The sequence below is a fragment of the Halomonas halodenitrificans DSM 735 genome (assembly GCF_000620045.1).
In the GTDB taxonomy this organism is placed as follows: Bacteria; Pseudomonadota; Gammaproteobacteria; order Pseudomonadales; family Halomonadaceae; genus Halomonas; species Halomonas halodenitrificans.
Window position 1 is genome coordinate 24,480 of record NZ_JHVH01000008.1, and the last position, 26,251, is coordinate 50,730.

The 26,251-nt window shown below is 66.9% G+C and carries 22 protein-coding genes; 10 read left to right on the forward strand and 12 right to left on the reverse strand.

Translation table 11 applies throughout. From position 1 onward, the window contains the following. Window positions 1-187 precede the first annotated feature (187 nt). Entirely contained in the window at window positions 188-1,558 is a 1,371-nt protein-coding gene (gene gorA, locus Q358_RS0105230; RefSeq protein ID WP_425402539.1) for a glutathione-disulfide reductase, read from the reverse strand. Between the two features lie 232 nt (window positions 1,559-1,790). On the opposite strand from gorA, the gene can reads away from it, so the two are divergent. The 7 genes from can to Q358_RS0105270 all read left to right on the forward strand — a co-directional run bounded on the left by can (window position 1,791) and on the right by Q358_RS0105270 (window position 9,515). Next, on the forward strand, window positions 1,791-2,438 hold the full coding sequence (gene can / locus Q358_RS0105235; RefSeq protein ID WP_027961091.1) for a carbonate dehydratase: 648 nt from the start codon (window positions 1,791-1,793) through the stop codon (window positions 2,436-2,438). Window positions 2,439-2,663: 225 nt separating this feature from the next. Next, window positions 2,664-4,235 carry an ABC transporter substrate-binding protein gene (locus tag Q358_RS0105245; protein WP_027961092.1) on the forward strand — a complete coding sequence of 524 codons (1,572 nt, stop codon included), beginning with the start codon at window positions 2,664-2,666 and terminating at the stop codon, window positions 4,233-4,235. A 111-nt stretch (window positions 4,236-4,346) separates the two neighbouring features. Next, complete coding sequence (locus Q358_RS0105250) at window positions 4,347-5,393, forward strand: ABC transporter permease (RefSeq protein ID WP_027961093.1); 1,047 nt, start codon at window positions 4,347-4,349, stop codon at window positions 5,391-5,393. After that, entirely contained in the window at window positions 5,390-6,346 is a 957-nt protein-coding gene (locus tag Q358_RS0105255; RefSeq protein WP_027961094.1) for an ABC transporter permease, read from the forward strand. The genes Q358_RS0105250 and Q358_RS0105255 overlap by 4 nt, the downstream gene beginning before the upstream one ends. Window positions 6,347-6,457: 111 nt before the next feature. Beyond that, complete coding sequence (locus tag Q358_RS0105260) at window positions 6,458-7,480, forward strand: ABC transporter ATP-binding protein (RefSeq protein ID WP_027961095.1); 1,023 nt, start codon at window positions 6,458-6,460, stop codon at window positions 7,478-7,480. Then, the gene (locus Q358_RS0105265) at window positions 7,477-8,544 is read left to right on the forward strand and encodes an ABC transporter ATP-binding protein (protein ID WP_027961096.1); all 1,068 of its coding nucleotides are present in this window, start codon (window positions 7,477-7,479) and stop codon (window positions 8,542-8,544) included. The genes Q358_RS0105260 and Q358_RS0105265 overlap by 4 nt, the downstream gene beginning before the upstream one ends. Before the next feature lie 65 nt (window positions 8,545-8,609). After that, complete coding sequence (locus Q358_RS0105270; protein ID WP_027961097.1) at window positions 8,610-9,515, forward strand: LysR family transcriptional regulator; 906 nt, start codon at window positions 8,610-8,612, stop codon at window positions 9,513-9,515. 47 nt (window positions 9,516-9,562) lie between these two features. On the opposite strand, the gene msrA is transcribed toward Q358_RS0105270, so the two are convergent. The 4 genes from msrA to Q358_RS0105290 are packed head-to-tail and all read right to left on the reverse strand — an operon-like array spanning window position 9,563 to window position 16,972. Further along, window positions 9,563-10,186, reverse strand: coding sequence for a peptide-methionine (S)-S-oxide reductase MsrA (msrA, locus tag Q358_RS0105275; protein WP_027961098.1), 624 nt, complete (start codon window positions 10,184-10,186; stop codon window positions 9,563-9,565). Further along, window positions 10,183-14,226 (reverse strand): autotransporter assembly complex protein TamB, encoded by a 4,044-nt coding sequence (gene tamB, locus Q358_RS0105280; protein ID WP_051530199.1) that lies wholly within the window; start codon window positions 14,224-14,226, stop codon window positions 10,183-10,185. The genes msrA and tamB overlap by 4 nt, the downstream gene beginning before the upstream one ends. Beyond that, entirely contained in the window at window positions 14,190-16,052 is a 1,863-nt protein-coding gene (gene tamA / locus Q358_RS0105285; RefSeq protein WP_043487704.1) for an autotransporter assembly complex protein TamA, read from the reverse strand. Before tamA ends, tamB begins: the two co-directional genes overlap by 37 nt. Window positions 16,053-16,102: 50 nt before the next feature. Further along, the gene (locus Q358_RS0105290; protein ID WP_027961101.1) at window positions 16,103-16,972 is read right to left on the reverse strand and encodes a coiled-coil domain-containing protein; all 870 of its coding nucleotides are present in this window, start codon (window positions 16,970-16,972) and stop codon (window positions 16,103-16,105) included. Window positions 16,973-17,064: 92 nt separating this feature from the next. Here Q358_RS0105290 and Q358_RS0105295 point away from each other — a divergent pair, with 92 nt between their 5' ends. Continuing rightward, window positions 17,065-17,634, forward strand: coding sequence for a Fe-Mn family superoxide dismutase (locus tag Q358_RS0105295; RefSeq protein WP_027961102.1), 570 nt, complete (start codon window positions 17,065-17,067; stop codon window positions 17,632-17,634). A gap of 7 nt (window positions 17,635-17,641) precedes the next feature. On the opposite strand, the gene Q358_RS0105300 is transcribed toward Q358_RS0105295, so the two are convergent. Both Q358_RS0105300 and galU read right to left on the reverse strand, forming a co-directional pair. After that, a complete protein-coding gene (locus tag Q358_RS0105300) occupies window positions 17,642-18,931 on the reverse strand; it encodes a nucleotide sugar dehydrogenase (RefSeq protein ID WP_027961103.1) in 1,290 nt (429 codons plus the stop codon). 3 nt (window positions 18,932-18,934) lie between these two features. Continuing rightward, a complete protein-coding gene (gene galU, locus Q358_RS0105305; RefSeq protein WP_027961104.1) occupies window positions 18,935-19,825 on the reverse strand; it encodes a UTP--glucose-1-phosphate uridylyltransferase GalU in 891 nt (296 codons plus the stop codon). 172 nt (window positions 19,826-19,997) lie between these two features. On the opposite strand from galU, the gene ubiG reads away from it, so the two are divergent. Together ubiG and Q358_RS0105315 are read left to right on the forward strand one after the other, a co-directional pair. After that, on the forward strand, window positions 19,998-20,723 hold the full coding sequence (gene ubiG, locus Q358_RS0105310; RefSeq protein ID WP_027961105.1) for a bifunctional 2-polyprenyl-6-hydroxyphenol methylase/3-demethylubiquinol 3-O-methyltransferase UbiG: 726 nt from the start codon (window positions 19,998-20,000) through the stop codon (window positions 20,721-20,723). Beyond that, the gene (locus Q358_RS0105315; protein ID WP_043487706.1) at window positions 20,723-21,397 is read left to right on the forward strand and encodes an HAD-IA family hydrolase; all 675 of its coding nucleotides are present in this window, start codon (window positions 20,723-20,725) and stop codon (window positions 21,395-21,397) included. The genes ubiG and Q358_RS0105315 overlap by 1 nt, the downstream gene beginning before the upstream one ends. Before the next feature lie 100 nt (window positions 21,398-21,497). Here the strand turns inward: Q358_RS0105315 and Q358_RS0105320 are convergent, their stop codons facing one another. Genes Q358_RS0105320 through tolA form a run of 5 tightly spaced genes read right to left on the reverse strand, consistent with a single transcriptional unit; the run spans window position 21,498 to window position 26,248 of the window. After that, window positions 21,498-22,265, reverse strand: a complete 768-nt coding sequence (locus Q358_RS0105320; protein ID WP_027961107.1) for a YciK family oxidoreductase — start codon at window positions 22,263-22,265, stop codon at window positions 21,498-21,500. Window positions 22,266-22,282: 17 nt separating this feature from the next. Beyond that, a complete protein-coding gene (gene ybgF / locus Q358_RS0105325) occupies window positions 22,283-23,104 on the reverse strand; it encodes a tol-pal system protein YbgF (protein ID WP_027961108.1) in 822 nt (273 codons plus the stop codon). A 29-nt stretch (window positions 23,105-23,133) separates the two neighbouring features. Continuing rightward, window positions 23,134-23,694 carry a peptidoglycan-associated lipoprotein Pal gene (gene pal, locus Q358_RS0105330; RefSeq protein WP_027961109.1) on the reverse strand — a complete coding sequence of 187 codons (561 nt, stop codon included), beginning with the start codon at window positions 23,692-23,694 and terminating at the stop codon, window positions 23,134-23,136. Between the two features lie 20 nt (window positions 23,695-23,714). Next, complete coding sequence (tolB, locus tag Q358_RS0105335) at window positions 23,715-25,001, reverse strand: Tol-Pal system beta propeller repeat protein TolB (RefSeq protein WP_027961110.1); 1,287 nt, start codon at window positions 24,999-25,001, stop codon at window positions 23,715-23,717. Further along, window positions 25,001-26,248 (reverse strand): cell envelope integrity protein TolA, encoded by a 1,248-nt coding sequence (gene tolA, locus Q358_RS0105340; protein ID WP_027961111.1) that lies wholly within the window; start codon window positions 26,246-26,248, stop codon window positions 25,001-25,003. Before tolA ends, tolB begins: the two co-directional genes overlap by 1 nt. Window positions 26,249-26,251 lie beyond the last annotated feature (3 nt).

Here is a 26,251-nt window from a genome sequence, read left to right on the forward strand (position 1 = left end):
CCCGGAAAATCTCAAATTTGCCATTATTTTGAAGAGCCATATCCATAATAAAAAATTATGCGAGACACGCACATGGCGGCCAAGGGACTGATTGGCCGGGGCCACTGGAGCATTTCAAGTCTAGTTCAGGTTGCCGGCAATGACGCAATGAAAAGGGCCGCCCGAAGGCGGCCCTGGTAAAGCGTATTTAGCGCCGGGTCGGCGTGCGCATGGTGACGAACTCTTCGGCACCGGTGGGATGGATACCCACGGTCGCGTCGAAGTCGGCCTTGGTCAGGCCGGCCTTGACCGCAATGGCGATGCCCTGGATGACCTCGCCGGCCTCCTCGCCCACCATATGGGCCCCGACGACCACGTCGCTGGCGTCATCGACGATCAGCTTCATCAGGCAGCGTTCGCTGCTCCCCGACAGGGTGTGCTTCATGGGGCGGAATTCGGCACTGTAGACGCGGATCTCGCCATACTGCTCCCGCGCCTGCTCCTCGGAGAGCCCCACGGTACCGATATTGGGGTGACAGAAGACCGCCGTGGCGATATTGCGGTAGTCCAGCGGCGCGCTCGGCGGCGTATCCGCGTAGTGACACCGGACGAGGTGCATCGCCTCGGCGAGCGCCACGGGAGTGAGCTCCGGCCCGCCGATGACGTCGCCGAGGGCCAGCACCGAGGGCGCCGAGGTTTCGAACCGATCATTGACCCTTAGATAGCCGCTCGCATCCCGCTCCACGCCCAGGGCATCCAGGCCCAGCCCTTCCAGGTGGGGGCGGCGCCCGGTGGCGGACAGCACCGCATCCACCTCCAGGACCTGGCCATCGGTCAGGGTCACCAGCAGGCCATTCTCGCCCTTGTCGATACGCTCGACATTGGTCTCGAAGCGCAGCCCAACGCCCTTCTCCGCCATCTGGTCCCGGGTAAACTCACGAACCTCGCGGTCGAAGCCGCGCAGGAAGAGTTCGCCACGATAGACAAGGTGGGTATCGCTGCCCAGGCCATTGAAGATACTGGCGAATTCCACCGCAATATAGCCGCCGCCCAGCACCAGGAAGCGTTCCGGGAAGCTCGCCAGGTCGAAGACCTCGTTGGAGCTAAGGGCCAGCTCGCTGCCGGGGAAGTCGGGTATCCAGGGCCAGCCCCCGACGGCGACCAGGATCTTCTCGGCGCTGTAGACCTCGTCGCCTACCGCAACATGATGCGCGTCGACCACCCGGGCACGGCCGTTGATCAGGCGCACTCCCGCCCCCTCGAGCAGCCGCGAGTAGATGCCGTTGAGGCGCTTGATCTCGCCAATCTTGTTGTCACGCAGCGTCGGCCAGTCGAAGCTCGGCGGCTGGGCCTGACGCCAGCCGAAGCCCTCGGCATCCTCGAAGGCGTCATGGAAATGCGCGGCATAGGAGTAGAGCTTCTTGGGTACGCACCCCACATTGACGCAGGTGCCACCGAGATAGCGGTCCTCCGCCACGGCCACCCGAGCGCCGCTGGCGGCTGCCGTGCGCGCGGCACGGACGCCTCCCGAGCCAGCGCCGATCACGAAGAGATCCCAGTCGTAGGCGTTTGGTTCGATATCGGACACGATGTTGCTCCTTGCCATGGGCACTTGGCCCCTGAATTTGATGAGGCGATGATAGCAGCGATAGAAACCCGACGGCATAGCACGACATGCGTACCAGGCCGATGGCCGGTCGGCGGCAGCGCTCGTGTTGACCGCTTCCCCAAGGAGCGGTAAAAAAGCGCCCACTCTTTCTTGCGACGTCTATCCGCTCCCATGACGCTCCCCCCCACAACCGAGGCCCACCATGCGAAAGGAAATCGAAACCCTGCTGGAAAACAACCGCGCCTGGGCCGAAAGAGTCCATCGCGACGACCCGGACTTCTTTGCGCGGCTGTCGAACCAGCAGAATCCCGACTATCTGTGGATCGGCTGCTCGGACAGCCGTGTCCCCGCCAACCAGATCATCGCCCTGCCCCCCGGCGAGGTCTTCGTGCACCGCAACGTCGCCAACCTGGTGCACCATAACGACCTCAATGCGCTGTCGGTACTCCAGTACGCGGTGGATGTGCTCAAGGTGCGCCATATCATGGTGGTGGGCCACTATGGCTGTGGTGGCGTGCGCGCGGCTCTCGAGGGCGGCGATAATGGCCTGGTCGACAATTGGCTGCATTCGGTGCGTGAGCTCTATCATCTGCACCGTGATGAACTCGAACCACTCGAGACAGAAGCGCGTGTGGACCGGCTGTGCGAGCTCAATGCCTGTTCTCAGGTGACGCGTCTGAGCCGCACCAAGATCATCCAGCAAGCCTGGCAGCGCGGTCAGGACATCTGGCTTCACGGTTGGGTATATGGCCTCGCCGATGGCCGCGTCAAGGACCTGGACTGCACCATCGCCGGCCCGGAAGAGGCCGCCGACCTCTACCGGATCAAGCGCGCCACCCCCGCCGGCTGAGACCCCGACAAGGCCGCCGCTCCGGTCGGATGGCGGCCTCAACCATCGGTTAGTAACCAGCAGTTATTCGACCTTCGTATCAAAAATCACCGGCTCATTCGTCCAGCGCATGACGCCAATCGGAATTTCGATTGTACCGATCCTCGTCGGGTCTCTATGTTGGGATATGTAACCCTCGTGCGCGAGGTCGCGCACCAACAACAATCCTGATCAAGGGAACCCGACATGATGTTCAAGCGCACTCTACTGGCCGCCGTCGTAGGCGCCACCATGACCGGTGCGGCTCTGCTGCCCGTTACCGCGAGCGCCGAGACCACCCTGCGCATGGCCTATGATGCGGACCCGGTTTCGCTGGATATCCACGAGCAGCTTTCCGGCGGCATCCTGCAGCTGTCCCACATGACTCATGACCCTCTGGTTCGCTGGACCAAGGACCTCGATTTCGAGCCGCGCCTGGCCACCGACTGGGAGCAGGTCGACGACACCACCATGCGCATGACCCTGCGCGAGGGCGTCGACTTCCACAGCGGCAATGCCTTCACCGCCGACGATGTCGTATGGACCGTGGAGCGCCTCAAGCGCAGCCCCGATTTCAAGGCGATCTTCGACCCCATCGAGAGCGTCACGGCCATCGACGAGACCACGGTGGAGTTCAAGACCGCCGACCCCTATCCGCTGCTGCTCAACCTGGCCACCTACATCTTCCCGATGGATAGCGAGTACTATTCCGGCACCGATGAAGATGGCGACGCCAAGGACGAGATCGTCAAGAACGGCAACTCCTTCGCGTCCTCCAACCTCTCGGGCACCGGCCCCTATACGGTGGTCGAGCATCGCAAGGGCACGCGCATGGAGTTCGCGCGCAACCCCGACTACTGGGACAGCGAGTCGCCGGGTAACGTCGACACCATCGTGCTGACGCCGATCAGCGAGAACGCCACGCGGGTGGCCGCCCTGCTCTCCGGTGACGTCGACTTCATCGCCCCGGTCCCGCCCAATGACCTCGATCGCGTACGCGAGAGTGATGATGCCAAGCTGGTGACCCTCTCCGGCACGCGTATCATCTTTTTCCATATGAACCAGGAGCGCGTCGAGGCCTTCCAGGACCCGAAGGTGCGCCAGGCCTTCGCCTATGCCGTCAATCAGGACGCCATTGCCGACCGTTTGATGAAGGGCTTCGCCACGCCGGCGGCGCAGTTCTCCCCGGATGGGTATGTCGGCCATATCGACTCCCTCGAGCGCCGCTATGACCTGGAGAAGGCCAAGACCCTGATGGAAGAAGCCGGCTACGGGGATGGCTTCGAGATCAGCATGATGGCGCCCAACGTGAACGACGCCAAGATCGCCCAGGCGGTCGCCACCATGCTGGCGCGCATCAATGTCGATGTGGACCTCAAGACCCTGCCCAAGGCGCAGTACTGGGGCGAGTTCGATGACCGGGCCGCCGACATGATGATGATCGGCTGGCACTCCGATACCGAGGATAGCGCCAACTTCCACGAGTACCTGACCGCCTGCCCGGATGCCGATACCGGCGCCGGCCAGTACAACGCCGGCAACTTCTGCAATCCGGAGCTCGACAAGCTCGTGACCGAGGCCAACCTCGAGGTGGACCTCGAGAAGCGTGCCGAGATGCTGCAGCAGGTCGAACAGACCCTCTACGACGAGGCCGCGGTCGTGCCCCTGCACTGGCAGGACCTGGCCTGGGCGGCGGCAGACAACGTCAACATCGAGCCGGTGATCAACGTGATGAACTTCCCCTATCTCGGGGATCTGGTCATCGACGCGGACGATTGACCCCGCTGCCGGCCCGCCGGGCCGGCAGCATCCGTTTGCCGACTCCCCATCAATGAGCGACGCACTCCTCCCGGGAGTGCGACGCCTCCTGTCTGCCCACAGGACACCTCCATGATCGCCTTTCTGATCAAGCGCCTCTTCCATGCGCTGCTGGTGATGTTTGTCATCAGCCTTATCGCCTTCTCCATTCAGGATAACCTCGGCGACCCGATTCAGCAGATGGTCGGCCAGTCGGTGCCCGAAAGCGAGCGCGAGGCCCTGCGTGAAGAGCTGGGCCTCAACGACCCCTTCATGGTGCAGTACCTGCGCTTCGCGAAGAACGCCGCCCAGCTGGACTTCGGCTACTCCTATATCTTCAACGAGCCGACCACCGAGGTCGTGATGCGCCATCTTCCCGCCACACTGGAGCTGGTGGCGGCCACGACCCTGTTGATCGTGCTGCTGTCGGTCCCCATCGGGGTCTACAGTGCCATCAAGCCACGCGCCTGGCTGTCACGATTCTTCATGGGGGCCTCCATCGTCGGCATCTCCATACCGGTGTTTCTAACCGCCATCGTGCTGATCCAGCTGTTCTCCATCGGGGTGAGCTGGGCTCCCTTTCCTGCGGAATCGGGCTGGGGCAGCTGGCTCAACGGCGTGCTCTCCACCGAGGGGGGAATGCCCGCCTATGGCCGCGGTGACCCGGTGCACGTCTTCGGCACCTGGTACACGAACTTCGCGTCGACCGAGGGGCTTGTCTACCTGGTGCTGCCCGCGATTTCGCTGACGTCGATCATGCTGCCGTTGTTCATCCGCCTGATACGCGCCGAGATGCTCGAGGTACTGCAGTCGGAATATGTGAAGTTCGCCCGGGCCAAGGGGATCAGCCTGCGCCGCATCTACTTCCTGCATGCCCTCAAGAACACCATGCTCCCGGTGATCACCGTGGGCGGCGTGCAGATCGGCACCCTGGTGGCCTACACCATCCTGACCGAGACCGTGTTCCAGTGGCCCGGCATGGGCCTGATGTTCCTCAACGCCATCAACCGCTCGGATATCCCGCTGATCATTACCTACCTGATGATCGTGGGCCTGATCTTCGTGATCACCAATACGCTGGTCGACCTTATCTACGGCATGGTCAACCCCACCGTCAAGCTTACAGGGAAGCCCGCATGACTACCGAGACCTCTCCCCTGCAGGCCCCGCCCCTGCCGAGCCGCTGGGAGCGCCTGCGCGACTCCTACCTGCTCTACAGCTTCAAGCGCGATCCCATCGCCCAGCTTAGCCTGCTGGTGTTTATCGTCTTCGTGACCGGCGCCGTGCTGGCCCCCTGGCTGGCGCCGATGAACCCCTACGACCTGGCGCAGATCGATATTCTGGCCTCGGAGCTGCCACCCTTCTGGATCGAGGGCAGTGACCCCGCCTACATGATGGGCACCGACGCCCAGGGGCGCGACCTGCTCTCCACCATCCTGTATGGCGCCCGGGTCTCGCTGATCATCGGCTTCGGCGCCGTGGCGCTGCAGGCCCTGCTGGGTGTGGTGTTCGGCCTGATGGCCGGCTACCTGGGCGGGCGCATCGATGCCTTTCTGATGCGCCTGGCCGATATCCAGTTGTCCTTTTCCACCCTGATGGTAGCCATCGTGGTGGGTGCCCTGGTCAAGGCGATCTTCGGGGGCGCCACCTTCAGCTCCTATGCGGTGCCGCTGCTGGTGCTGATCATCGGCCTCGCCGAGTGGCCCCAGTATGCGCGCACGGTGCGGGCCTCGGTGCTCGCCGAGAAGGGCAAGGAATACGTGGATGCCGCCCGCACCATGGGGCTGCCCAGCCGACGTATCATGTTTCGCCACATCCTGCCCAATACGCTGTCGCCGATCTTCGTGATCTCCACGGTGCAGGTGGCCAACGCCATCATCTCCGAGGCCGCCCTCTCCTTTCTGGGGCTGGGCATGCCGGAGACTCACCCGTCGCTGGGCTCGTTGATCAAGTCGGGCTTCGACTACATCCAGTCGGGCTCCTGGTGGATCACCCTGATTCCCGGCGCCGTGCTGGTGGTGCTGGTGCTGGTGATCAACCTGCTCGGCGATTGGCTGCGCGATGTGCTCAATCCTCGCCTCTACAAGGGCTGATCCCCATGCAACGGCTCGATCTTTTTCATCTGCCCGGCGCCTTCCGGCACGCGACGCTCAACCCGCGCCCCTGGGTGTATCACCAGGGCTGATGACGCTTACGGAGTTCCCATGTCACTTCTCGAAGTCAACCAGCTCGACGTGCGCTTCGCCCTGCGCCATGGCGACGTCAGGGCCCTGCGCGACGTCGGCTTTACCCTCGACCGCGGCGAACGCCTGGGCATCGTCGGTGAGTCCGGTGCCGGCAAGTCCGTCGCGGCCTTCAGCCTGCTCAACTTGATCGCCAAGCCCGGCTATATCGCCGGTGGCAGCATCCGCTTCGACGGCCAGGAGTTGATCGGCATGCGCGACCGCACCCTGCGCCAGATCCGCGGCAACCGCATCTCGATGATCTTTCAGGATCCGATGATGACGCTCAACCCGGTGCTCTCCATCGGCGAGCAGATGGTCGAGTGTCTCAAGGCTCATCGTCGCATCGGGCGGCGCGAGGCGCGTGCCATCGCCCTGCGCAAGCTGGAACAGGTGCATATCCCCTCTCCCGAGGCGCGCCTCGACCAGTACCCCCACGAGCTCTCCGGTGGCATGCGTCAGCGCGTGATCATCGCCATCGCCCTGCTCCTGGACCCGGATATCATCATCGCCGATGAGCCCACCACGGCACTGGACGTGACCATCCAGGCCGAGATCATGGACCTCTTGCTGGAGCTGTGCGAGAAGCACAACGTCGGCCTGATCCTGATCACCCACGACCTGGGGGTGGTCAGCCAGGTCACCCAGCGCATGCTGGTGATGTACGCCGGCCGGGGGATCGAGCAGGGTCCGACCCGGGAGATCATCAATGCCCCCCAGCATCCCTATACCCAGGGGCTGATGAACGCCCTGCCCCAGATGGCCACGCCGGGCAGCCGGCTCAATCAGATCCCCGGCAGCATGCCGTCGCTGGATAACCTGCCCAGCGGCTGCGCCTTCCATCCTCGCTGCGGCTTTACCCGGCGTCCGGATGGCAGCGAGCGTACCGCCTGCCGAACCCAGGTACCCGAGTTCGTCGCCTCCGGCAACTGCCAGGCGGCCTGTCACATGGTGGCCGAAATGCTCGACCAGGAGCGTATTCCGGCACAGGAGACCACCCGATGACCGATACTGCATCCCACGCGCGACGGACACCCTCCCGGTCCGACACCGGGAAGGACAAGACCCTGCTGGAGATTCGTGGGCTGGAGAAGCGCTTCTCGCTCTCCGGAGACTTCCTCGAGCAGCTCAAGTTCAAGGGCGGCAAGCTGGTACGCGAGCAGGTGCATGTCCACGCCATCAACGGGGTCGATCTGGAGATCCAGCGCGGCGAGGCCCTGTGTGTGGTCGGCGAATCCGGCTGCGGCAAGTCCACGGTGGCGCGTACCGTGATGGGGCTGCTGCACCCCTCGGCGGGCGAGGTTCATTACGCTGGCCAGCGCATCGATGACCTCTCGACCCAGGCGCTGATGCCCTACCGGCGGCGTATGCAGATGATCTTCCAGAACCCCTATGCGTCGCTCAATCCGCGCATGACCATCCAGCAGACCCTGGAAGAGCCCATTCGCCTGCATCACCCCGACTGGAGCCGGCAACAGGTCCGTGACCAGGTCGATGAGGTCATGGCGTCGGTGGGCATCGCCGCGGACTGGGGGAAGCGCTACGGCCACGAGTTTTCCGGCGGTCAGCGTCAGCGTATCGCCATCGCCCGAGCCCTGGCCGTGGACCCCGAATTCATCGTCGCCGACGAGCCGATTTCCGCGCTTGACGTCTCGATCCAGGCCCAGGTGCTCAACCTGCTGATGGACGCCCGGCGGGATCGTAACCTTACCTATCTGTTCATCACCCACGACCTCGCCGTGGTCGAGCACTTCGGTACTCGAGTCGCGGTGATGTATCTGGGACGCGTGTGTGAAGTCGCTCCCACGGCAACGCTCTTCGCCACGCCGCGCCATCCGTACACCCAGGCGCTCATGTCGGCGATACCCCGGCTCGAGGACGAACGCCCCCAGCATATTCGCCTGGAAGGCGAGGTGCCCACGCCGGTCCACCTGCCCCCGGGGTGCGTGTTCCATGCCCGCTGTCCCCATGCCAATGCGCGCTGTCGCCAGGAGATACCTCGGCTGATCGCCCGGGAGGATGGCAGCCAGGTCGCCTGCCACGGGGTCGAAGAAGGCCGAATCGACTGACCCCGTCAGGCATCTGGCATAATGCCCTTTGGGCACGGCAACTTGGCACGGCAACGGGAGAGCACATGGAGCTGCGCTGGCTCGAGGATTTCATGGCGCTGGCGCATACGCGACACTTCTCGCGGGCGGCAGAGCAGCAGAACGTAACGCAGCCGACGTTCTCCCGCCGCATCAAGCTGCTCGAGGAGGAGATGGGCACCGTCCTGATCAATCGTCAGACGCTGCCCCTCTCCCTGACCCCGGCCGGCGAGGAATTCCTGGCCCTGTGCCATGATGTTTCCCGGCGGGTGGCCGAGAGTCGGCGACGCCTGGCGCAGCTCGCCGAACAGCATGCCGGGCGCATCCGCCTGGCAGCCCCCCAGAGCCTGTTGAGCCACTTTCTTCCGGCGTGGCTGGGCCAGTGGCCGGTGCCGCCCCCCGTCACGCCCGACCTGCGGGCCACCGGCTGGCTGGCGGACGACTTCTTTCGGGCCCTGGCTCATGACGAGTGTGACCTGGTGCTCTGCTACTGGCCTTGTGCCCCCTGCGGGGTCGAGCCGGACACCCAGGACTATCTCTCCTGCCGGCTGGCCGACGAGCGGTTTATTCCCCTTTCCCTGCCGGAGGCGGATGGCCAGCCCCGCTTCGGGCTGGAGGGCGCGGCGCGCCTGCCCCTGATCGCCTATCACCCGGGGGGATTGACCGCCGCGGCGATTCGCTCCCACCTCGCCGGCCTCGGCGACGCGCCGGCGTTCAGCATCCTCAACGAGAGCATCCAGAGCGGCAACATTCGCGAACTGGTGGCCCTGGGCTACGGCCTGGGCTGGCTGCCCGAGTCCAACGTAGAAGACGCCCTGGCCAGCGGCGGCCTGGTACCGGCCGGCGGCGAACGCTGGTGGGTGCCCATGGAGATCCGGCTGTTTCGCCGTGTCGATAACCAGCAGCCGGCGGTGGCGGCGTTATGGGATAGCCTCGACGGCCTGGGACACTAGGCGCCCAGGCCGATGGGACAGCTGACCCTGCTGACCCCGATAGTGTGTTAGGCACCCAGACCGATGGGGCAGCTGACGCCGGTGCCGGCCAGGCCACAGTAGCCGCCGGGGTTCTTGTGCAGGTACTGCTGGTGGACCTCCTCGGCGTAGTAGAAGTCGCCAAGGGGTTCGACCTCGGTGGTAATGCGGCCACCGCCTGCGCGCGCGAGCGCCCGCTGATAGGCCTCCCGGGTGCGCAACGCCAGCGCCTGCTGTGATTCGTCGGCGGTCAGGATGATCGAGCGGTACTGTGACCCGACATCGTTGCCCTGACGATTCCCCTGGGTCGGGTCGTGGGCCTCCCAGAAGTGCTGCAGCAGCCGCTCGAGGTCGATCTCGGCGGGATCGAACACCACGCGCACCGTCTCGGCATGGCCGGTCAGCCCACTACAGCACTCCTCGTAGGTGGGGTTCGGTGTGATGCCACCGGCGTAGCCCGCGGCGGTGACGTACACACCGGGGAGCTGCCAGAACAACCGTTCGGCCCCCCAGAAGCAGCCCAGGCCCAGCACGATCTGCTGCAGCCCCTCGGGAAACGGCGGCAGCATCGAACGGCCATTGACCGCATGCACCCCGCCGATGGCGAGGGGTGTATCGCGTCCGGGCAGGGCCCGGGAGAGGTCGAGCGTCATGGTTGGCTCTCCTGTCGAGTATCATCGAGCGTGTTGGGGTTGCCGGCGCGGCTGAAACTGTAGACCAGGTCCACCGCCTGTGCCGCACCGGAGACCGCCTCCAGGTAAAGGCTACGCCAGATGTTGTAGCGCAGGGTCAGCTCGGCGATGGGCGAGAAGACGCCTACGCCATAGCCTACCTCGAGGTCGTCGGTCAGCTGGCCGCTGAGGGTGACCTGGCTATCATCGCCGCTTCCCGCGGTGTCCAGGGTGAGGTCCGAGACGCCGAAGGCCTCGCCGATGCCACCCACGGCACCGCCGGCCTGCCCCACGGCGAGCCCCACCAGCGCCGAGGTCAGGGCACCGTCGTTATCGCTGTCGTTGGGCGCCCGCCCGCGCAGCACATAGGAGAGCCCGCTCGCCTCGTCCATGGCGGGTTCCGAGAACACCTCGAGCTGCGGCGACGCGGCGCTGCCGGTCACGCGCAGGCCGGCGACGACGCCATCCTGAGTCGCGTCCGGGTTGCGCACCGCCTCGAAGTTGAGCAGCGGCTGTCCGGGAGGGCCGCTGAATAACAGCTGACCCTCACGAATGATCAGGTCCTGACCATAGGCGCGGAAACGCCCGTCCACCAGGCTGACATCGCCGAACAGCTGTACCGGCCCGTCCTGCTGGCGCACCTCCAGGGTGCCGGAGAGGCCGGACTCGAGGCCGTAGGCGGAGAGCTCCATGTCCGGCCCCAGGCCCAGCTCGATCTGCACGTCCAACGCCATGCCGGCGTCGGCCATGGCCTCGGCGGTATCCTCACCGCTATCGGCTTGCTGCGCTGCACGCTCGGCCTCACGCCGAGCCTGCTCGTCATCTTCCTGGGTGATGATCACCTCGTCGGGGCTGGGTGCCACCGCCGAGGCCGGCAGTTCCCCGACCTCCAGGCGTGCCCAGGGCACGCTCACTTCGCCGCGTACCTGAAGCCGCGTCGGGCGGGCACGAATCGCAAGGTCCGGGGCGATACGCAGGCGCCCGAATTCCGGCAGCACCGCGAGGATGGGCTGGTCGACGCCGCGCAGGGAGACGTCGGCACGCCAGTCGTCCGGCGTGGGCCAGGCGGCATCGCCGTCGATATCCAGCCGCCCCTCCTCGGCGGTGATATAACCGTCGATGCTGGCCGCCGTGCCCTCCAGGTCGATGCCCAGCTCGCCATCACGCACCTCAACGGGGACATCGGCACCGCTGGCCTTCAAACCGGTCAGGGCGATGCGTTCGCGCATCTCGGGGGACTCGAGGCGACCGCCCAGATCGACGTTGCCCGAGAGCCGCCCCTCCAGGGTTTCCATGCCGGCGGCCAGGCCACGATAGGGGGCCAGGCGCAGTCCATCGAGGGACAGGCGGCCCGACAGGCTCCCCGCACCGACGGGGTCGTCGACGCGGGCCTCCAGGGCCAGGCTCCCGGCCTGGTCGAGCGTCAGCTCGAGATCGAGGTCGGCGGCGCCTTGATTGGCGTCGAACTCCCCCGCGAGGCGGGTCTCGGGCAGCGACCAGGGCTGGCCATAGGCATCCTGCCCATCCAGGGCCAGGCGGCTCTCCAGGCGGCCGTTCGCACGCCAGCTACCGTCCGCCCCCCAGCCGGCATCGAGGTCGAGGCCGGTATCGCCTTGCGCGGCCCAGCCGGGCGGCAGAAACGGGTCGGCAAGCGCCATGGGCACTTCCTCGACCCTGAGGCGAACCGCCCCACCATCCGCCGACGCCGTCATGGTCTCGACCAGGCACAGGCTGCCGCCCTGGCGCCGGGTCAGGCAGAAGGGCTCGACCCGGGCGCTGCCCTGCTCGAGGTCGGAGGCAAATACCATCGGCGTGTCGAGACGCAGATCGCCCTGCTCGGCATCGACCTCGAGGCGGGACAGCCGTCCCGCATAGGCCGTACGCTGGGCGTCGAGTCCCGCCTCCAAAGTCAGGGCCGCGCGGGAGAGCGGCATGCTCGAAGGCGCCTCGGCCTCCAGGGTGAGGCGGTGGTCGGAGAGTCGCCCATTCAGCCCCAGGGTCACCTCGTCCAGGCGTTGGCCGCCGGCCTCGAGGCCGGCAAGCGTCAGGCCCACCTCCATGGCCGGGTCCTCCAGGCCGCTGACGCGGCCGGACAGGCTGAGGTCGCGCAGGCGATTCTCGGCGAAGGCCAGGGACTCACCGGTGAGGTCCAGGTCCAGCTGGGGCGCTTTCAGGCTGCCGGCCGCCTCGATGCCGCCGCTGACCCGCCCCGAGAGCGACTCGTGCAGGCTTGCCAGGTTCGGCATGTCGATCTCGCCCTGGAGGGCGATCCGAGGCTCGCTGACCCGCCCCGCCAGCTGCAGTCGATTCTCGCCCTGTCGGAAGTCCAGCCGGGTGATATCCCAGCGCATCTCGCTGTCACCCTCGAGCTCGGTCCGCAGGGCGAGCGGGCGCTCCTGCAGCTCACCGTCGATGGAAAGCTCGGATATGCCAAGCTGCCAGCCGGATTCCCCCTGCTGAAAGCCCAGCGCCACGTCGCCATCGAGGCGGCCGGGCAGTCCCTCCACGAATTGGCCGGGGTCGACATTGTCGAGTCGGGCCCGGGCATCGACCGTGATGCCATCCTCCCAGGACGCACGCCCTTGGCTGGTCACCGAGGCCTCGCTCATCGCAAGCGACAGCGGCGTCCAGGCGAAATGCGTCAGGTCCCCACTGCCGGCCAGTGCCAGCCGGGTATAGGGAAGCTCGGGCCCCTCGGCCTTGAGCGAGGTGGCGAGACGATAGCCCACCAGGCTCCCTTCCAGACGCAGGGCCAGGTCCTTGACCAGCCAGGGTGCGACGGCAACCGTCTCTCCCTGGGCATTGGTGGTGGTCTGGTGCCCGGGGAGCGGCCACTGCACCAGGTCACTGGCCAGGCTTGCGGTCAACGGCAGCGTGGGGTCGAGCAGATCGGCCCGGGCATCCAGCGCCAGGTCGACGGGGCCACTGAGCTCCAGGCGCATCAACAAATCGGCGAGGCTGCCATCCAGGCCCAGTGCGATACGCTGACCGGCCAGCGCCGGCATGATGTCGGGAAGCCAGAGGGCGGTCTCGAGGCGCAGCTCGAGCGGATAATCATCGCTCAGCGTGATGGCGGCCTCGAGGCTGGCGTCAACGTCGCGGGTCGAGACCTCCAGCGGGCGTATCTCCAGGGAATGGCCTTCGCCGAAGAGCGAGAGGGCCAGCCGTTCGACGCCATAGTCCACGGCCCCTTCCACCGCGCTATCTTCCACCAGCAGCTCCGGTACCTCCACGCGCAATGGTAGCGTCACCTCGGGCAGCTCCCGGCGAGGCTGCTCCACCAGGTCCCCGGCCGCCAGCCCTTCGGCCGGGGCGGCCACTTCCTCGGGCAGCGGCGAACGCACGGTGATGGCGGCATCGATCCCGGCCGCGGTCAGGCGTGGCCCCTCTTCTTCGCCTTCGGTCAGTGCCAGCCGGGCGCCGGGCGAGAGCGGCAGCAGCAGGCGGGTGCCGGACAGGCGCGTGGGCAGAAGCCTTAGCGTATCGCCCTGGGCCCGAGCACCGGTGCTGAAGTGGTCCCAGCGCAGCCGAGTGCCATCGGCCAGCATCACCTCGACATCCTCGAGATATATCCGCCGCAGCTCGATGGGAAATGGCAGCTCGATGGGGCCGGGTGGTTCGCCCGCCGGCGTCGGCTCCTCGGCGTCGGTGCCCTCGCCCTCGGCCAGGCGCACCCGGGCCCCCTCGATGCCCAGCACCTCCAGGCAGAGACGGCCGGATAGCACGCATTCGTCTGACCAGGCGATCTCCAGGCGATCCAGGGCGACGTTGGCCGTCCCGGCGTGCATGGAGAAGCCCTCGACCACCAGGCGATCCAGGGGCGCCCCTTCGTAGGCGTCCACGCTGAACAACCCCAGGCGCTCCCCCTGATCGAGCAGCAGGCCGGTGCCCCAGGGCGAGAGCCCCAGGCCCAGCGCCAGGCAGACCAGGCCGAAGAGCCAGAGAGGCAGCAGGATCAGCAGGCGTATCAGTGCCCAGAGCAGGGTCAAAACTCTGGACCGATGGCGAAGTGTAGGCGCCACGAATTGTCCTCGTCGTCGAAGGGATGAGCGATATCCAGGCGGATCGGCCCCACCGGTGATATCCAGCGCACGCCGAGTCCGGCGCCGGTCTTGAGGTCGTCGGGGCCCCAGTCGTCGAAGGCATCGCCGGTGTCGACGAAGGCCGCCCCCCACCAGTCGCCGGTGACGCGATGCTGCCACTCCAGGCTGTAGGTCAACAGCTGCTGCCCGCCGGTCAGGTCGCCATCATCGTCCTCCGGCGACAGGCTCTCGTAGCCGTAGCCACGCACGCTGTTGTCGCCGCCGGCAAAGAAGCGCAGCGACGGGGGAATCAGGGAAAAGTCGTTGGTCTCGATGGCCCCCAACCCCAGCCCCGTTACCACGCGGTTGTCGGCACCGATCTTGCGAATCCAGCGCGTATCGCCGGTGACGCGGACGAAATCCGCATCGGAACCCCAGGTGCTGTCGGAGACCTCCAGGCTCAACTGCTGGTAGTCACCCCAGGTGGGGAACGTCGGGTTACGGGTGCGGGTGCGCGACCAGCGGATGCCGGGATAGAGCAGCAGCACCTGTTCGCTGTCACTCCCCTGGGTGTAGTCCTCGTAGGTGGTCCGCACATAGAGGTGCTGGATCCAGCCGTTGTCGAACTCCCAGCGGCGCGCGCCCTCGACGGTCGCCTCCAGCGAGCGCGTGTCGTCATTGTCCTTGTGACTAATCCCGTATTGGAAGCGGTAGCTATCGCGCAGCGGATTGTCGAGGGGCATCTTGTAGACGCCCCCGAAGCGCTGTTCGGGAGCCGAGAGATAGAGGTCGTGATCGAGCCCGTGGCCGTAGCGATTGATCCAGGGCTGTTCCCAGGAGAATCGCATGCGCGGACCCACGTCGGTGGCGTAGCCGACCCCCGTTTCGAAACGGTGACGGTCGGCGGGGGCCACGCTGACGTCGATGGGTACCGAGGGGCGCGCTTCCTGGCGGGCGGTCAGGGCCGTGGCCCCCTCGAGGGCCGCCCCGGAAACACGCGGCGTCGCCGTATAGCGCTCCCCACCCTGGGTGGCCACAACCTCGGTCCAGCCCGGCGAGCCCTCCTCGAGGGCCAGAGAGGACTGCTGGAGCCGCGGTTTGACGGTAATGGAGCGAAACCATTCGGTCTGGCCCAGACGCTGGTTGAAGCTGGCAAGCTCACTGGCCAGATAGGGCTCACCCGGGGCAAAGGGAAGCAGTCTGCGCAGGCGCTCGGGCTCGATATGGCTGCCGCTGATGGCAACCTCGCCGAAACGATAGCGTGGCCCACTATCCAGGGCCAGGTAGAGCCTCGCGCTCTCGGCGAAGGGGCGCACCTCCATGCGGCGGTCGGCGTAACGCCACTGAAAGTAGCCCCGTTCCATGGCGAGATTGGCCAGCTTGCCACGCAGGCTGTCATAGGGGGCGTGCACCAGAGGGTCCCCCTCGGCCAGGGGGAATTCATCGATGGCTTCCTGGAAAGGCGGATCATCCTGGGCATCCCCCGCCAGGCGAAAATCGAGAGTCTCGACACGCACTCGCGCGCCCGGGTCGATGACCAGCTCGACGAACTCGGGCGCCTCGCCTTCGGCCAGCCGGGCTTCTATTTCCGGTTCGTAATAGCCGTAGACCCGCATCGCCTCGGCGGCAAGGCGGCGTGACTCACCTTCGAGCCGCGCGCGGCTGTACTGCGTCTCATCCAGTCCTTCGAGGTAGTGGCTCACATTCTTCGCCACGTCCCCTTCGAGCCCATCGACCCGGGCCTCGATGGCCATCGCCGCCGGGACGGGCAGCATGCCCAGTGCCAGTGTCGCCGCGATCAGGCGTACTCCGCTATGATTCTCCATATCCTTACGCCTTGCCGTCTGCGACTCGGGGGGGAGTCCTGCCGTGGGCGTCAAGGACGCAATGCTTCGAGCCGTGCGCTGAGCGCAAGCTGACTTCGACGCAATTCGCCAATCTCGGCCTCCAGCGCGGTCTGGCGCTGGCGCAGGGCACCCTGTTGCTGTTGCCCATCTTCCCGCGCCTCGTCGACGCCTTCAAGTGTCTCGGTCAGCGTAGCGACGCGCGCCTGCAGGGTGTCGAGGCGCGAGCGCTGTGTTTCCTGGGTGTCGGCGAGGCGTTTCTCGGCCGCCTCCCGCTCATCGCGCAGCGTCTCGAGTGCCGCCGCCTCGATGCCCTGCGCCTCTAGCTCGGTGAGACGCCGAGCGTTCTCGCCCTGGGCTTCTCTGACGATATCGAGGCGTTCGCCGAGGGCGCCACGTCCCTCTTCTCCGGCGCGCTCCAGGGCATCGAGAGATTCCTGGAAGGCCGAAAGCGTCGCCTCCCGGGTCGCGGCGGCCTCCTTCATGCGGGCCAGGCTCGTCTCGTGCCGAGCGATCACTCCCTCGAGACGCTCGACCCCCGTGGCCAGGTCGTCCTCGAGGGCCGCGAGGCGAGGCTTTAGAGGGGCATCCTGATTGGCCAGGGCATCGAGGCGGGCCTCCAGGCGGTCGAGGCCGTCGTCGTCTCCGGTGGCGGCATCGAAGCGGGCATGCACATTGGAGAGCTCACCGCTCAGCCGGGCGGTCTCTGCCGTCAGACGCTGGCGCTCCTGCCAGCCGAACCAGCCCATCGCCGCCAGGGCCGCGACAAGCATCAGGATCAGCAGCCATAGCGGCCACACCCGCGGCGGTTCGGGATGCCGGGGACGGTGTGCCGCCAGGCTGGCCTCCGGATCCGGGATTATCGATCCGGCGTCGCGGCGGGGTTCCGGTCGCTCTGCCATGCTCTGCTCCTCGTGTGGCCGGGGACGGGATGCCGGGATCCGGGTCGCCTGATATCATGCCGTATCACCGCCTTCTGCGCCAAGGACGATCCATGCCCTTCGAATTGCCCGCACTGCCCTACGATACCAAGGCACTGGAGCCGCATCTGTCGCGCGAGACGGTGATACGGCTCCACGGCCAGACCCAGCGGGCCTGCCTGACCCGCCTCAACCGGCGGGTGGCCGGCACCCCCTGGGCGGCCGCTTCGCTGGAGGCGATCCTCCTCGGTGGCGAGGCGGACATCGCCCGCCAGGCGGCGAAGGCCTGGGCCCTGACCTTCTACTGGCACTCGCTCTCGCCCCAGGGCGGCTCGCCGGACGCCGCCCTGATACAGGCGATCGAAGCCCGCTGGGGGAGTCTCGCCGGTCTCGAGCAGGCCTTCGCCACCGCCGCCGACGAGGCCCCCGACGACGGCTGGATATGGCTGGTGCGGGGCCCAGAGGGGCTGGCCGTGTTGGGCAGCGAGGCACACCAGGTGCCCCTGACGCTTGGCCTGACGCCCCTGCTGGTCCACCATCCCGCGGCGGACCCGAGCGCCCCGACGCCGCTCTCTTCCTTCTGGAAACTGGCCAACTGGTGGTTCGCGGCCATCAACTTCGCCGGCCCCGCCGTACACCGATGATGCCGACTCACGGGTCGGCCCGGCGCCCGATGCCCCGGTAGTGAAGCCCCTGGGCGGCGACCCACTGGGGATCATAGATATTGCGACCATCCAGCACCAGGCGCTCCGTCAGTCGCGAGGCCAGTTCACGCCAGTCGGGATTCCAGTAGGCCTTCCACTCGGTCACCAGCATCAGGGCATCGGCTCCCCGGCATGCCTCGAGGGGATCCGCGTCCATGAGCTCCAGCAACGGGTGGTCTCCGACCTCCTCGCGCAAGGCGGGCAGTGCCGCCGGGTCATGGAGGCGAACCCGCACCCCCTGGGCCCATAGCGCTCGCAGCAGCGTCAGCACCGGCGCATGGTCGATGCGGGCGGTGCCGGGCTTGAAGGCCGCCCCCCAGATCGCCACGCAGCGCCCCTCGAGGCGGCCGTTGAAGTGTGACCACAGCTTGCGGAACAGCGTCTCCTTCTTGTGCTCGTTGATGTCGAGCACCTGATCGAGCAAGGCCGAATGCCGGCCGCTGGCGGATTGCACGTCGGCCAGGCGCACCAGGTCCCGGGAGAAGTTGGGGCCACCGAAGCCGCAGCCGGGGTAGAGATATTCATAGCCGATACGCGGGTCGGATCCCATGCCCTGGCGCACGAACTCGACGTCGACACCCAGGCTATCGGCGAGGCCCGCCACCTCGTTCATGTAGCTGATGCGGGTGGCCAGCATGCCGTTGATGGCCAGCTTGGTCAGTTCCGCCGCGCGCCGCGGCATGCACTGGATGACCTCCCGGCGGCGATTGAAGGCACGCAGCAACTCGCGCACCTGTGCCTCGGCCCCGGCATCGTCACAGCCCAGCAACCAGCGGCTGGGCCGGGTAAAGGTGTCCCAGGCGCGCCCCTCCTCGATCATGTCCGACAGGGCCACGGCGTGGCTGCCCTGTCCCAGTCGGCCTTCCAGCCGTTCGGTCTCACCGACCGGGAAGGTCGAGTGATTGACCAGCAGCCGCGGCCGGTCGCCGGCGCCCTTCAGCGCCGCGAACAGGGTGTCGAGTTCACTGCGCTGCTCGGGCGAGAGGGCCAGCCAGACGACCTCCTGGGGGCTTGTCAGGGCGTCCTCGGCGTCGCCTGCCAGGCGCAGCCCAGTACCGGATAATCCGGCCTCGAGCTGGTCGAGCAGGCGTGGCTCGCGGATCAGCCAGTCGGCCTGACGCAGGGCCGACCAGGGCTGGTCGGCATGCGGCAGCCAGGTGACGGTGTGGCCCACAGAGGAAAGGGCCGCGGCGGCGGTGGCGGCGGCGAGCTCGCTGCCGTGGACCAGCACACGCATGGTTCAGTCCTCCCCGGCGTAACGTGCCAGCAGTTCACGAAACCCCTGGCCATAGCGGGCATGGCGACGACCGTAGGCGAGCGTGGCCTCGAGGTAGCCGAGCTGGTGGCCGCAGTCGAAGGTCTTGCCGCTCATCCGGTAGGCGTCGACGCCCTCGCGGGCCCGCAGGGCCTCGATGGCATCGGTGAGCTGGATCTCGTTTCCGGCGCCGGGCGGAGTCTCGGCCAACAGGGCGAAGATACTGCCGGGCAGCACATAGCGGCCGATCACCGCCAGGTCCGAAGGCGCCTCATCCACCGGCGGCTTCTCCACCACGCCGGCCAAGGGGCGCGACTCCCCCGGGCCGGGCACCTCCCCGCCGGTGTCGACGATGCCGTACTGGCGAGTCATCTCGTGAGGCACTTCCTCCACCATCAACTGGGCATGGGCGGTGCGCTCGAAGGCGTCCAGCATGCCGCCCAGGTCGTTGCGCTCGAGGCCCTCGCCGTCCACCAGCACATCGGGGAGCAGCACCGCGAAGGGGGTGTCGTCACCGATCGCCGGCCGCGCGCAGAGCACCGCGTGCCCCAGGCCCAGCGGCTCGGGCTGACGCACGCTGATGATATTGACGTCGTCGGGGACGATCGAGCGCAGCTGTTCGAGCAGCTCGTGCTTGCCCTTGGCCTCGAGGCTCGCCTCCATCTCGAAGTGCTTGTCGAAGTGGTTCTCGATGGCCCCCTTGCTGGCGTGGGTCACCAGCACGATATCGCGGATACCCGCGGCGACGGCTTCCTCGACCACGTACTGGATCACGGGGCGGTCGACGATGGTGATCATTTCCTTGGGGATCGCCTTGGAGGCGGGCAGGCAGCGAGTGCCGAAACCGGCTACCGGAAGTACGGCCTTGCGAATCATGGGCAGTCCTTGTCGAGGGTCGCGAATAGGAAATCACACCGGCACGCGAGACGGGAAGTCGCCGCCGGCAACGGGTAGAATGCCCCCAATGATACCGGACTCGGCGTGGTCTGCCACCGCCCCGCGCCGGTCACTCCCTTGTCAACCTCCCTTATTAACCAGGAGAGAGCGAATGGGCACAACGCCGTCACCAGTGGAAAACATGGACCCCGACGAGATCGCCAAGTTCGAGGCCCTGGCCGAACGCTGGTGGGACAACACGGGTGAGTTCAAGCCGCTGCATGATATCAACCCCCTGCGGCTTGATTTCATCGACGCCCGCGCCGGCATGGCCGGGCGGCGGGTGCTGGATGTCGGCTGCGGCGGCGGCATCCTCGCCGAGGGCATGGCGCACCGTGGCGCCGATGTCATCGGCATCGACCTGGGCGAGGCCCCGCTGGGTGTCGCCCGCCTTCATGCCGAGGAGAGCGGGCTTGCCATCGACTATCGCCGGGTCAGCGTCGAGGCCCTGGCCGAGGAGGCCCCGGGCCGCTTCGATGTGGTCACCTGCCTGGAGATGCTCGAGCATGTCCCGGACCCCGGCTCGGTGGTGCGGGCCTGCGCGGCCTTGGTCAAGCCCGGAGGCCAGGTGTTCTTCTCGACACTCAACCGCAACCCCAAGGCCCTGGCCCTGGCCGTGGTCGGCGCCGAATATGTGCTGCGTATGCTGCCCCGAGGCACCCATGACTACGCCAAGTTCATTCGCCCCGCGGAGCTCGCCCGCTGGTGCCGGGAGGCGGGCCTGGCGGTGCGTGAGCAGAGCGGCCTGGTCTATAACCCCCTGACCCGCCGTTATCGGCTTCATCCCACCGATGTCTCGGTCAATTACCTGATGCACTGTCAACGCGAGGATGCCTGATGTCGACCCCTCACCCCGCCCCCGCCGCCCTGCTCTTCGACCTCGACGGCACCCTGGTGGACACCGCCCCGGACCTGGCCCGGGCCACCAATGCGCTACGCGCGCACCATGGCCTCCCCGCCCTGCCCTATCCGGTGATTCGCGCCCAGGTGTCCAACGGCGGCAGTGCCCTGGTGGAGCTCGCCCTGGGACTGGCCCGGGACACGCCAGGGCACGCTGAGGCCCGGCACTTCCTGCTCGCCGCCTACGGCGACGACGTGGCCGCCGAGAGTCGGGTCTTTGCCCCGCTCGCCCCGCTGCTCGATGCCTGGGAGACCCGGGGAGCGGCCTGGGGGATCGTCACCAACAAGCCGCGGGCCTATGCCGCCCCGCTGGTGGAGGCCCTGACCCTGGCGCCCGGGGCGCTGCTCTGCGCGGATGATCTGCCGGTGAAGAAGCCCGACCCCGCCCCGCTGCTGGAGGCCGCGCGCCGGCTGGGCGTGACCCCCTCATCCTGCTGGTATCTCGGCGACCACCTGCGTGACATCCAGGCGGCACGAGCCGCCGGCATGCCCGCCGTCGCGGTGGGCTGGGGCTATATGGAAGATGGCGAGGATTTTCGTGGCTGGCCCGCCGACCTCTGGTTCGAGACCGGCGAGGAACTGGTCGCCGCCCTCCTCACGGAAGGCGGCTAGCCACCCCGATTGGGGTCAGACCCCATGGGGTTGGGGGTCTGACCCCAGGTTGAGGGGTCTGACCCCAGGTTGAGGGGGCTGACCCCAGTTACTACCCCAGTTAACTCGTCCTGGGGGGTTGGGCGTCGAATTTCTCGCCGCTGTGCCCGTGGCTGTCCGGCCCCATCAGCCACAGGTAGGTGGGCATGATGGCCTCGGGCGTGCGCAGGGTATCCGGGTCCTCTCCCGGATAGGCCGAGCGGCGCATCTGGGTGCGAGTGGCGCCCGGGTTGAGGGTGTTGACCCGGACATTGCCCAGGTGCTCGAGCTCCTCGGCGAGTACCTCCACGAAGCCTTCGGTGGCGAACTTGGAGACCGCGTAGGCTCCCCAGTAGGCCCGCCCCTTCCTGCCCACGCTGGATGAGGTGAAGATCACCGAGGCGTCCCGGGAGTCCTTGAGCAGCGGCAGCAACGCCTGGGTCATCCAGGTCGGGCCATGGATATTGACCCGCATGACCTGCTCCCACAGCTCCGGGTTGTACTGCTCGAAGGGCGTGATGCGCCCGAGCAGCCCGGCATTGTGCAGGATCCCGTCCAGGCGGCCGAATTCCTTGTCCAGCGTCTCGGCCATGTCCTGGTAGTCCTTGAGGCTGGCGCCTTCGACGTTCAGCGGAAAGATGGCCGGTTGGGGACCGCCCGCCGCCTCGATCTCATCGTAGACCGCCTCCAGCTTGGCAGTGGTGCGCCCCAGCAGGATCACCGTGGCGCCGTGGCGCGCATAGGCGAGGGCCGCATCCCGACCGATACCGTCTCCGGCACCGGTGACCAGGATAACGCGGTCGCGAAGCAGCTCGGCCGGCGCCTGATAATCGATCTTGCAAATGGCCATGACTCTCTCCTCGATGATCAGTTGCCGGACTGGCGCAGGAAGTCCCCGGCGAGACTCGCCGCGGAGCTCTCGGGATATGACTCACGGACCCGCTCGAGAAGCACTCGGCTCTCATCGGGGTGGCCCTGGCGGGCCTTGAGCAGGCCCAGCTTGTACAGGGCATCCGGGACCTTGTTGCTCTCGGGGTACGCCTCGAGAACGGTGGTGAAGGCCGTCTCGGCGGGCCCAGGGCGACCCTCGGCGGCATGCAGCTCACCCAGCCAGTAATGCGCGTTGGGCGTCAGGTGGCTCTGCGGATAGTCGGCCACGAAGTCTTCAAAGGAGGCGATGGCCGTCTCGAACTCGCGGTCCTGAACGCTGGAGAAGGCCTTCTGGTAGGCCGCCTGGGCGTCACGATCACCGGCGCTCGATGACGGCTTGCCGGTGTCGGCGGTCTCCGGGGGCGCAGTCTCTTCGTCGCTGCTGGCGATATCTCCCGCGTCATCCGACGCCGCCTCGCTATCGGTCGGGAGGCCGGTGGCGCCGGCCGCTACCGAGGCGAGTCGGTCCTCGAGGTCCATGTACTGCTGGCGGGTCTGACGCCGCAGCTGGTCGAGCTGATGGCGCAGCTCTTCCACCTGCCCCCTCAGGCGGCGGAGTTCCTCCTGGTGCTCCTGGACGCGATTGAAGATCACCAGGCTGCCACCGGCCGCTTCGCGGGTCTCGGTCTGCTGATAGAAGGTATTGGACTGGGTGGTCAGATCCTCGACCACCGGCTGTTGGGCCAGTGCGGGAAGCCCTACGGAAAGCGGGAGCACCAGGGCTCCCGCACCGCACAGTCGCTTAAGACCGTGTTTCATGTGTCTCTTCCTCAACGCGGGGTCTCGCCTCAATAGTCGAACACGACGCGACGGTTCTGGGCGTAGGCCTGATCATTCTGGCCACGGGCCGCGGGACGCTCTTCCCCGTAGCCGACCACTTCCACCTGGGAGGGGGAAATGCCCTGCACGGAAAGGAACTGCTCCACGGAACGGGCACGCCGCTCGCTCAGGGCCATGTTGTACTCGCGGGTACCGCGCTCGTCGGTGTGCCCCTGAAGGACAACCCGGACATTGCCATTCTCGCGCAGATAACGGGCATTGGCGGCCAGCACCGGTTCGAACTCGCTGCGGATACGATCGCTGTCGAACGCGAAGTAGATGGTGCGCTGCTGCGGGATGCGTCCATCGGCCTGCTGTCCGGACGTGCTCGATGTGCCGCTCGCCGTGCCACCGTAGCCGGAGCCGCTGGTCCGGCCGTCACTCACGCCGCTGCTGCTGACACCACTTCCATTTCCACTGCGGGTGCCGTCCATGGAGCCTTCCTGGCTCCCCCCGGTACTGGAACAACCGGCCAGCACGGCCAGCGACAGGGCGACCGCCAGGGAGCGGGCATAGGGCTTGAATTGCATCTTGTCATACTCCTGAAGAATCAGTTCATGAAAGGTGACCACGCGGGCTCGCGCACATCACCCTGAGCGGAGGGCAGCCGGAAGGACGCACGTCCGTCGGCGGTGACCGCCCCCAACACCCCGCTGTTACCCTGCTGGGTGGCGAAGATTACCATGGTCCCGTTGGGGGCAACACTGGGCGATTCATCGGCACCCGATTGACTCAACGTTACCAGTCGGCCGCTGTCCAGATCCTGACGAGCCACCTGGAAGCCCTTGTTCGAGCCATGAATCAGGAACAGCGCCTCGCCGTCTGGCGAGAAGCGGCCGCGGGCGTTGTAGCCGCCGGTAAATGTCAGGCGCTTCTGCTCGCCACTGGCCAGGTCGTGCCGGTAGAGCTGCGGGCCCCCGCTGCGGTCGGAGGTGAACACCAGGCTACGGCCATCCGGCCCCCACGAGGGCTCGGTATCGATGGCCGCATCATTGGTGATGCGCTGCAGGTTGCGCGAGCCGAGATCCATCACATAGATCTCCGGCTGGCCGTCCTTGGAGAGCGACATCGCCAGGCGGCGACCGTCCGGTGACCAGGCGGGGGCCCCGTTGATGCCCTCGAAGGAGCTGATACGCGCCCGCTTGCCGGAGCCCAGCTCCTGGACATAGATCGCCGGGCGCTCGGTCTCGAACGAGACGTAAGCCAGCTTGCGTCCATCCGGTGACCAGGCGGGCGACAGAATCGGTTCCGGTGAGCCAAGGACCTCGCGGCTGTTATGGCCATCGGCGTCGGCGACATGGAGGGCGAACTGCATGTTATTGCCAACGCCCTGGGAGGTGACATAGGCGATTCGAGTGGAAAAGGCGCCGCGGATCCCGGTAATGGCCTCGAATATCTGGTCGCTGATGTGGTGGCCGGCGCCGCGCAAATCGTCTCCGCTGGCGGTCACCACCTCGCCCAGCATGCGCTTCTCGCCACTCACATCCATGAGCTCGAAGCGCAGTCGATAGCCGTTGCCCTCCCGGGAGGCACTGCCCACGACCAGGTAGCGAACATCCAGGGCCTTCCAGTTGGCGTAACGCACCTCATCGGCGCTGCTCGGCTGGTCCATCATCTGGCGCCGCGGCAATGGATCGAAGTAGCCGCTGCGTTCCAGGTCGTCATGCACGACCCTGGCCACGTCATCCGGCAGGGCTTCGTTACCCGCGAAGGGCACCACGGCGATAGGCGTGGCGCTCTCGTTGCCACGCGTGATCTCGATGGTCAGGTTGGCCTGGGCGAGCTGACTCACCAGCAGCAGGGTGGCGGTCAACCAGGCGGTCATCAGTGATTTCATCAACGTACGCCCTCAGGTGAAAAGACAAAACTAATGCGACGATATTCTCTCTGCAGGTGAGCTGGCAACTGTCGTAGCTCGGCGAATGGCGCCGCGGCTTCGACGGCCTGAACGGCCGAGCGGTCGAATGCACCGTCACCGCTGGAGGTCGCGACCTCGGCGACAAACAGCTCTCCGGAAGGCCCGAGCCGCACCGAGATCTCGACCCTGGCGCCGGAGGCGACATTGGGCGGAATCCGCCAGGCCTGCTCTATTGCCTGCCGCACCAGGGCCGTAAAGTCGTTGGCGGCTTGCTGACCCTGCTGGGCATTGGTGGCAGGCTCATTCGCGCCTTCGATCAACCGCTGCATCTCGGCTTCGGCCTGCTCACGCGCGCGGCGTTGTTCCTCGGCCTCCTTCTCGCGCTGGCGCTGAGCCTCGGCCTCCCGCTCGCGGCGGGCCTGTTCCTCGGCTTCCTTCTCGCGCTGGCGCTGCTCCGCGGCTTCTCGCTCGCGGCGGGCCTGTTCCTCGGCCTCCCGTTCGCGGTGGGCCTGCTCTTCGGCTTCTCGCTCGCGGCGGGCCTGTTCCTCGGCCTCCTTCTCGCGCTGGCGCTGAGCCTCGGCTTCTCGCTCGCGGCGGGCCTGCTCCTCGGCCTCCTTCTCGCGTTGGCGCTGGGCTTCGGCTTCCCGTTCGCGGCGGGCCTGTTCCTCAGCCTCCCGTTCGCGGCGGGCCTGCTCTTCGGCTTCTCGCTCGCGGCGGGCCTGCTCTTCGGCCTCCTTCTCGCGTTGGCGGGCGGCTTCTTCCTCGGCCTGGCGCTGTTGCTCGAGACGCTGGGCCTGTTCCTCGGCGTCGGCGGCGCGTCGTTCGGCCTCGGCTTCGGCCTGGCGAGCCGCTTCACGCGCCGCTTCTTCGGCTTGACGCTGCGCCTCTTGTTCCGCTTGTTCCGCTTGTTCCGCTTGTTCGGTCTGGCGCTGCGCTTCCTGGGCCGCTGCCGCTGCCGCTTCCGCCTCCTGGCGTGCCTGCTCCTCGGCCTGGCGCTGTTCTTCTGCCTGCCTGGCCAGCGCGCGCTGCTTCGCCGCCTCGGCGCGCTGGGCCTGGTCGGTAACCGTCTCGGTACTCACCAGGGTCGCCTGAACGATGGATGAGGGCTTGGGCTCATGGTCGCTGGCCGGCAGGCTGATCACGCTGACCAGCAGCACCAGGCCATGCAGGCCTACCGCCAGCAGTGTCGACAGGCCATAGCCTACCCGAGCGTGTCGTCTGGCCATGGC

What these genes read in the sequence shown, in the direction of transcription:
- can (WP_027961091.1), top strand. Translation starts at nt 1,791, where the DNA reads ATGCGAAAGGAAATCGAAACCCTGCTGGAAAACAACCGCGCCTGGGCC.
- Q358_RS0105245 (WP_027961092.1), top strand. Translation starts at nt 2,664, where the DNA reads ATGATGTTCAAGCGCACTCTACTGGCCGCCGTCGTAGGCGCCACCATG.
- Q358_RS0105250 (WP_027961093.1), top strand. Translation starts at nt 4,347, where the DNA reads ATGATCGCCTTTCTGATCAAGCGCCTCTTCCATGCGCTGCTGGTGATG.
- Q358_RS0105255 (WP_027961094.1), top strand. Translation starts at nt 5,390, where the DNA reads ATGACTACCGAGACCTCTCCCCTGCAGGCCCCGCCCCTGCCGAGCCGC.
- Q358_RS0105260 (WP_027961095.1), top strand. Translation starts at nt 6,458, where the DNA reads ATGTCACTTCTCGAAGTCAACCAGCTCGACGTGCGCTTCGCCCTGCGC.
- Q358_RS0105265 (WP_027961096.1), top strand. Translation starts at nt 7,477, where the DNA reads ATGACCGATACTGCATCCCACGCGCGACGGACACCCTCCCGGTCCGAC.
- Q358_RS0105270 (WP_027961097.1), top strand. Translation starts at nt 8,610, where the DNA reads ATGGAGCTGCGCTGGCTCGAGGATTTCATGGCGCTGGCGCATACGCGA.
- msrA (WP_027961098.1), bottom strand. Translation starts at nt 10,186, where the DNA reads ATGACGCTCGACCTCTCCCGGGCCCTGCCCGGACGCGATACACCCCTC.
- tamA (WP_043487704.1), bottom strand. Translation starts at nt 16,052, where the DNA reads ATGGAGAATCATAGCGGAGTACGCCTGATCGCGGCGACACTGGCACTG.
- Q358_RS0105290 (WP_027961101.1), bottom strand. Translation starts at nt 16,972, where the DNA reads ATGGCAGAGCGACCGGAACCCCGCCGCGACGCCGGATCGATAATCCCG.
- Q358_RS0105295 (WP_027961102.1), top strand. Translation starts at nt 17,065, where the DNA reads ATGCCCTTCGAATTGCCCGCACTGCCCTACGATACCAAGGCACTGGAG.
- Q358_RS0105300 (WP_027961103.1), bottom strand. Translation starts at nt 18,931, where the DNA reads ATGCGTGTGCTGGTCCACGGCAGCGAGCTCGCCGCCGCCACCGCCGCC.
- galU (WP_027961104.1), bottom strand. Translation starts at nt 19,825, where the DNA reads ATGATTCGCAAGGCCGTACTTCCGGTAGCCGGTTTCGGCACTCGCTGC.
- ubiG (WP_027961105.1), top strand. Translation starts at nt 19,998, where the DNA reads ATGGGCACAACGCCGTCACCAGTGGAAAACATGGACCCCGACGAGATC.
- Q358_RS0105315 (WP_043487706.1), top strand. Translation starts at nt 20,723, where the DNA reads ATGTCGACCCCTCACCCCGCCCCCGCCGCCCTGCTCTTCGACCTCGAC.
- Q358_RS0105320 (WP_027961107.1), bottom strand. Translation starts at nt 22,265, where the DNA reads ATGGCCATTTGCAAGATCGATTATCAGGCGCCGGCCGAGCTGCTTCGC.
- ybgF (WP_027961108.1), bottom strand. Translation starts at nt 23,104, where the DNA reads ATGAAACACGGTCTTAAGCGACTGTGCGGTGCGGGAGCCCTGGTGCTC.
- pal (WP_027961109.1), bottom strand. Translation starts at nt 23,694, where the DNA reads ATGCAATTCAAGCCCTATGCCCGCTCCCTGGCGGTCGCCCTGTCGCTG.
- tolB (WP_027961110.1), bottom strand. Translation starts at nt 25,001, where the DNA reads ATGAAATCACTGATGACCGCCTGGTTGACCGCCACCCTGCTGCTGGTG.
- tolA (WP_027961111.1), bottom strand. Translation starts at nt 26,248, where the DNA reads ATGGCCAGACGACACGCTCGGGTAGGCTATGGCCTGTCGACACTGCTG.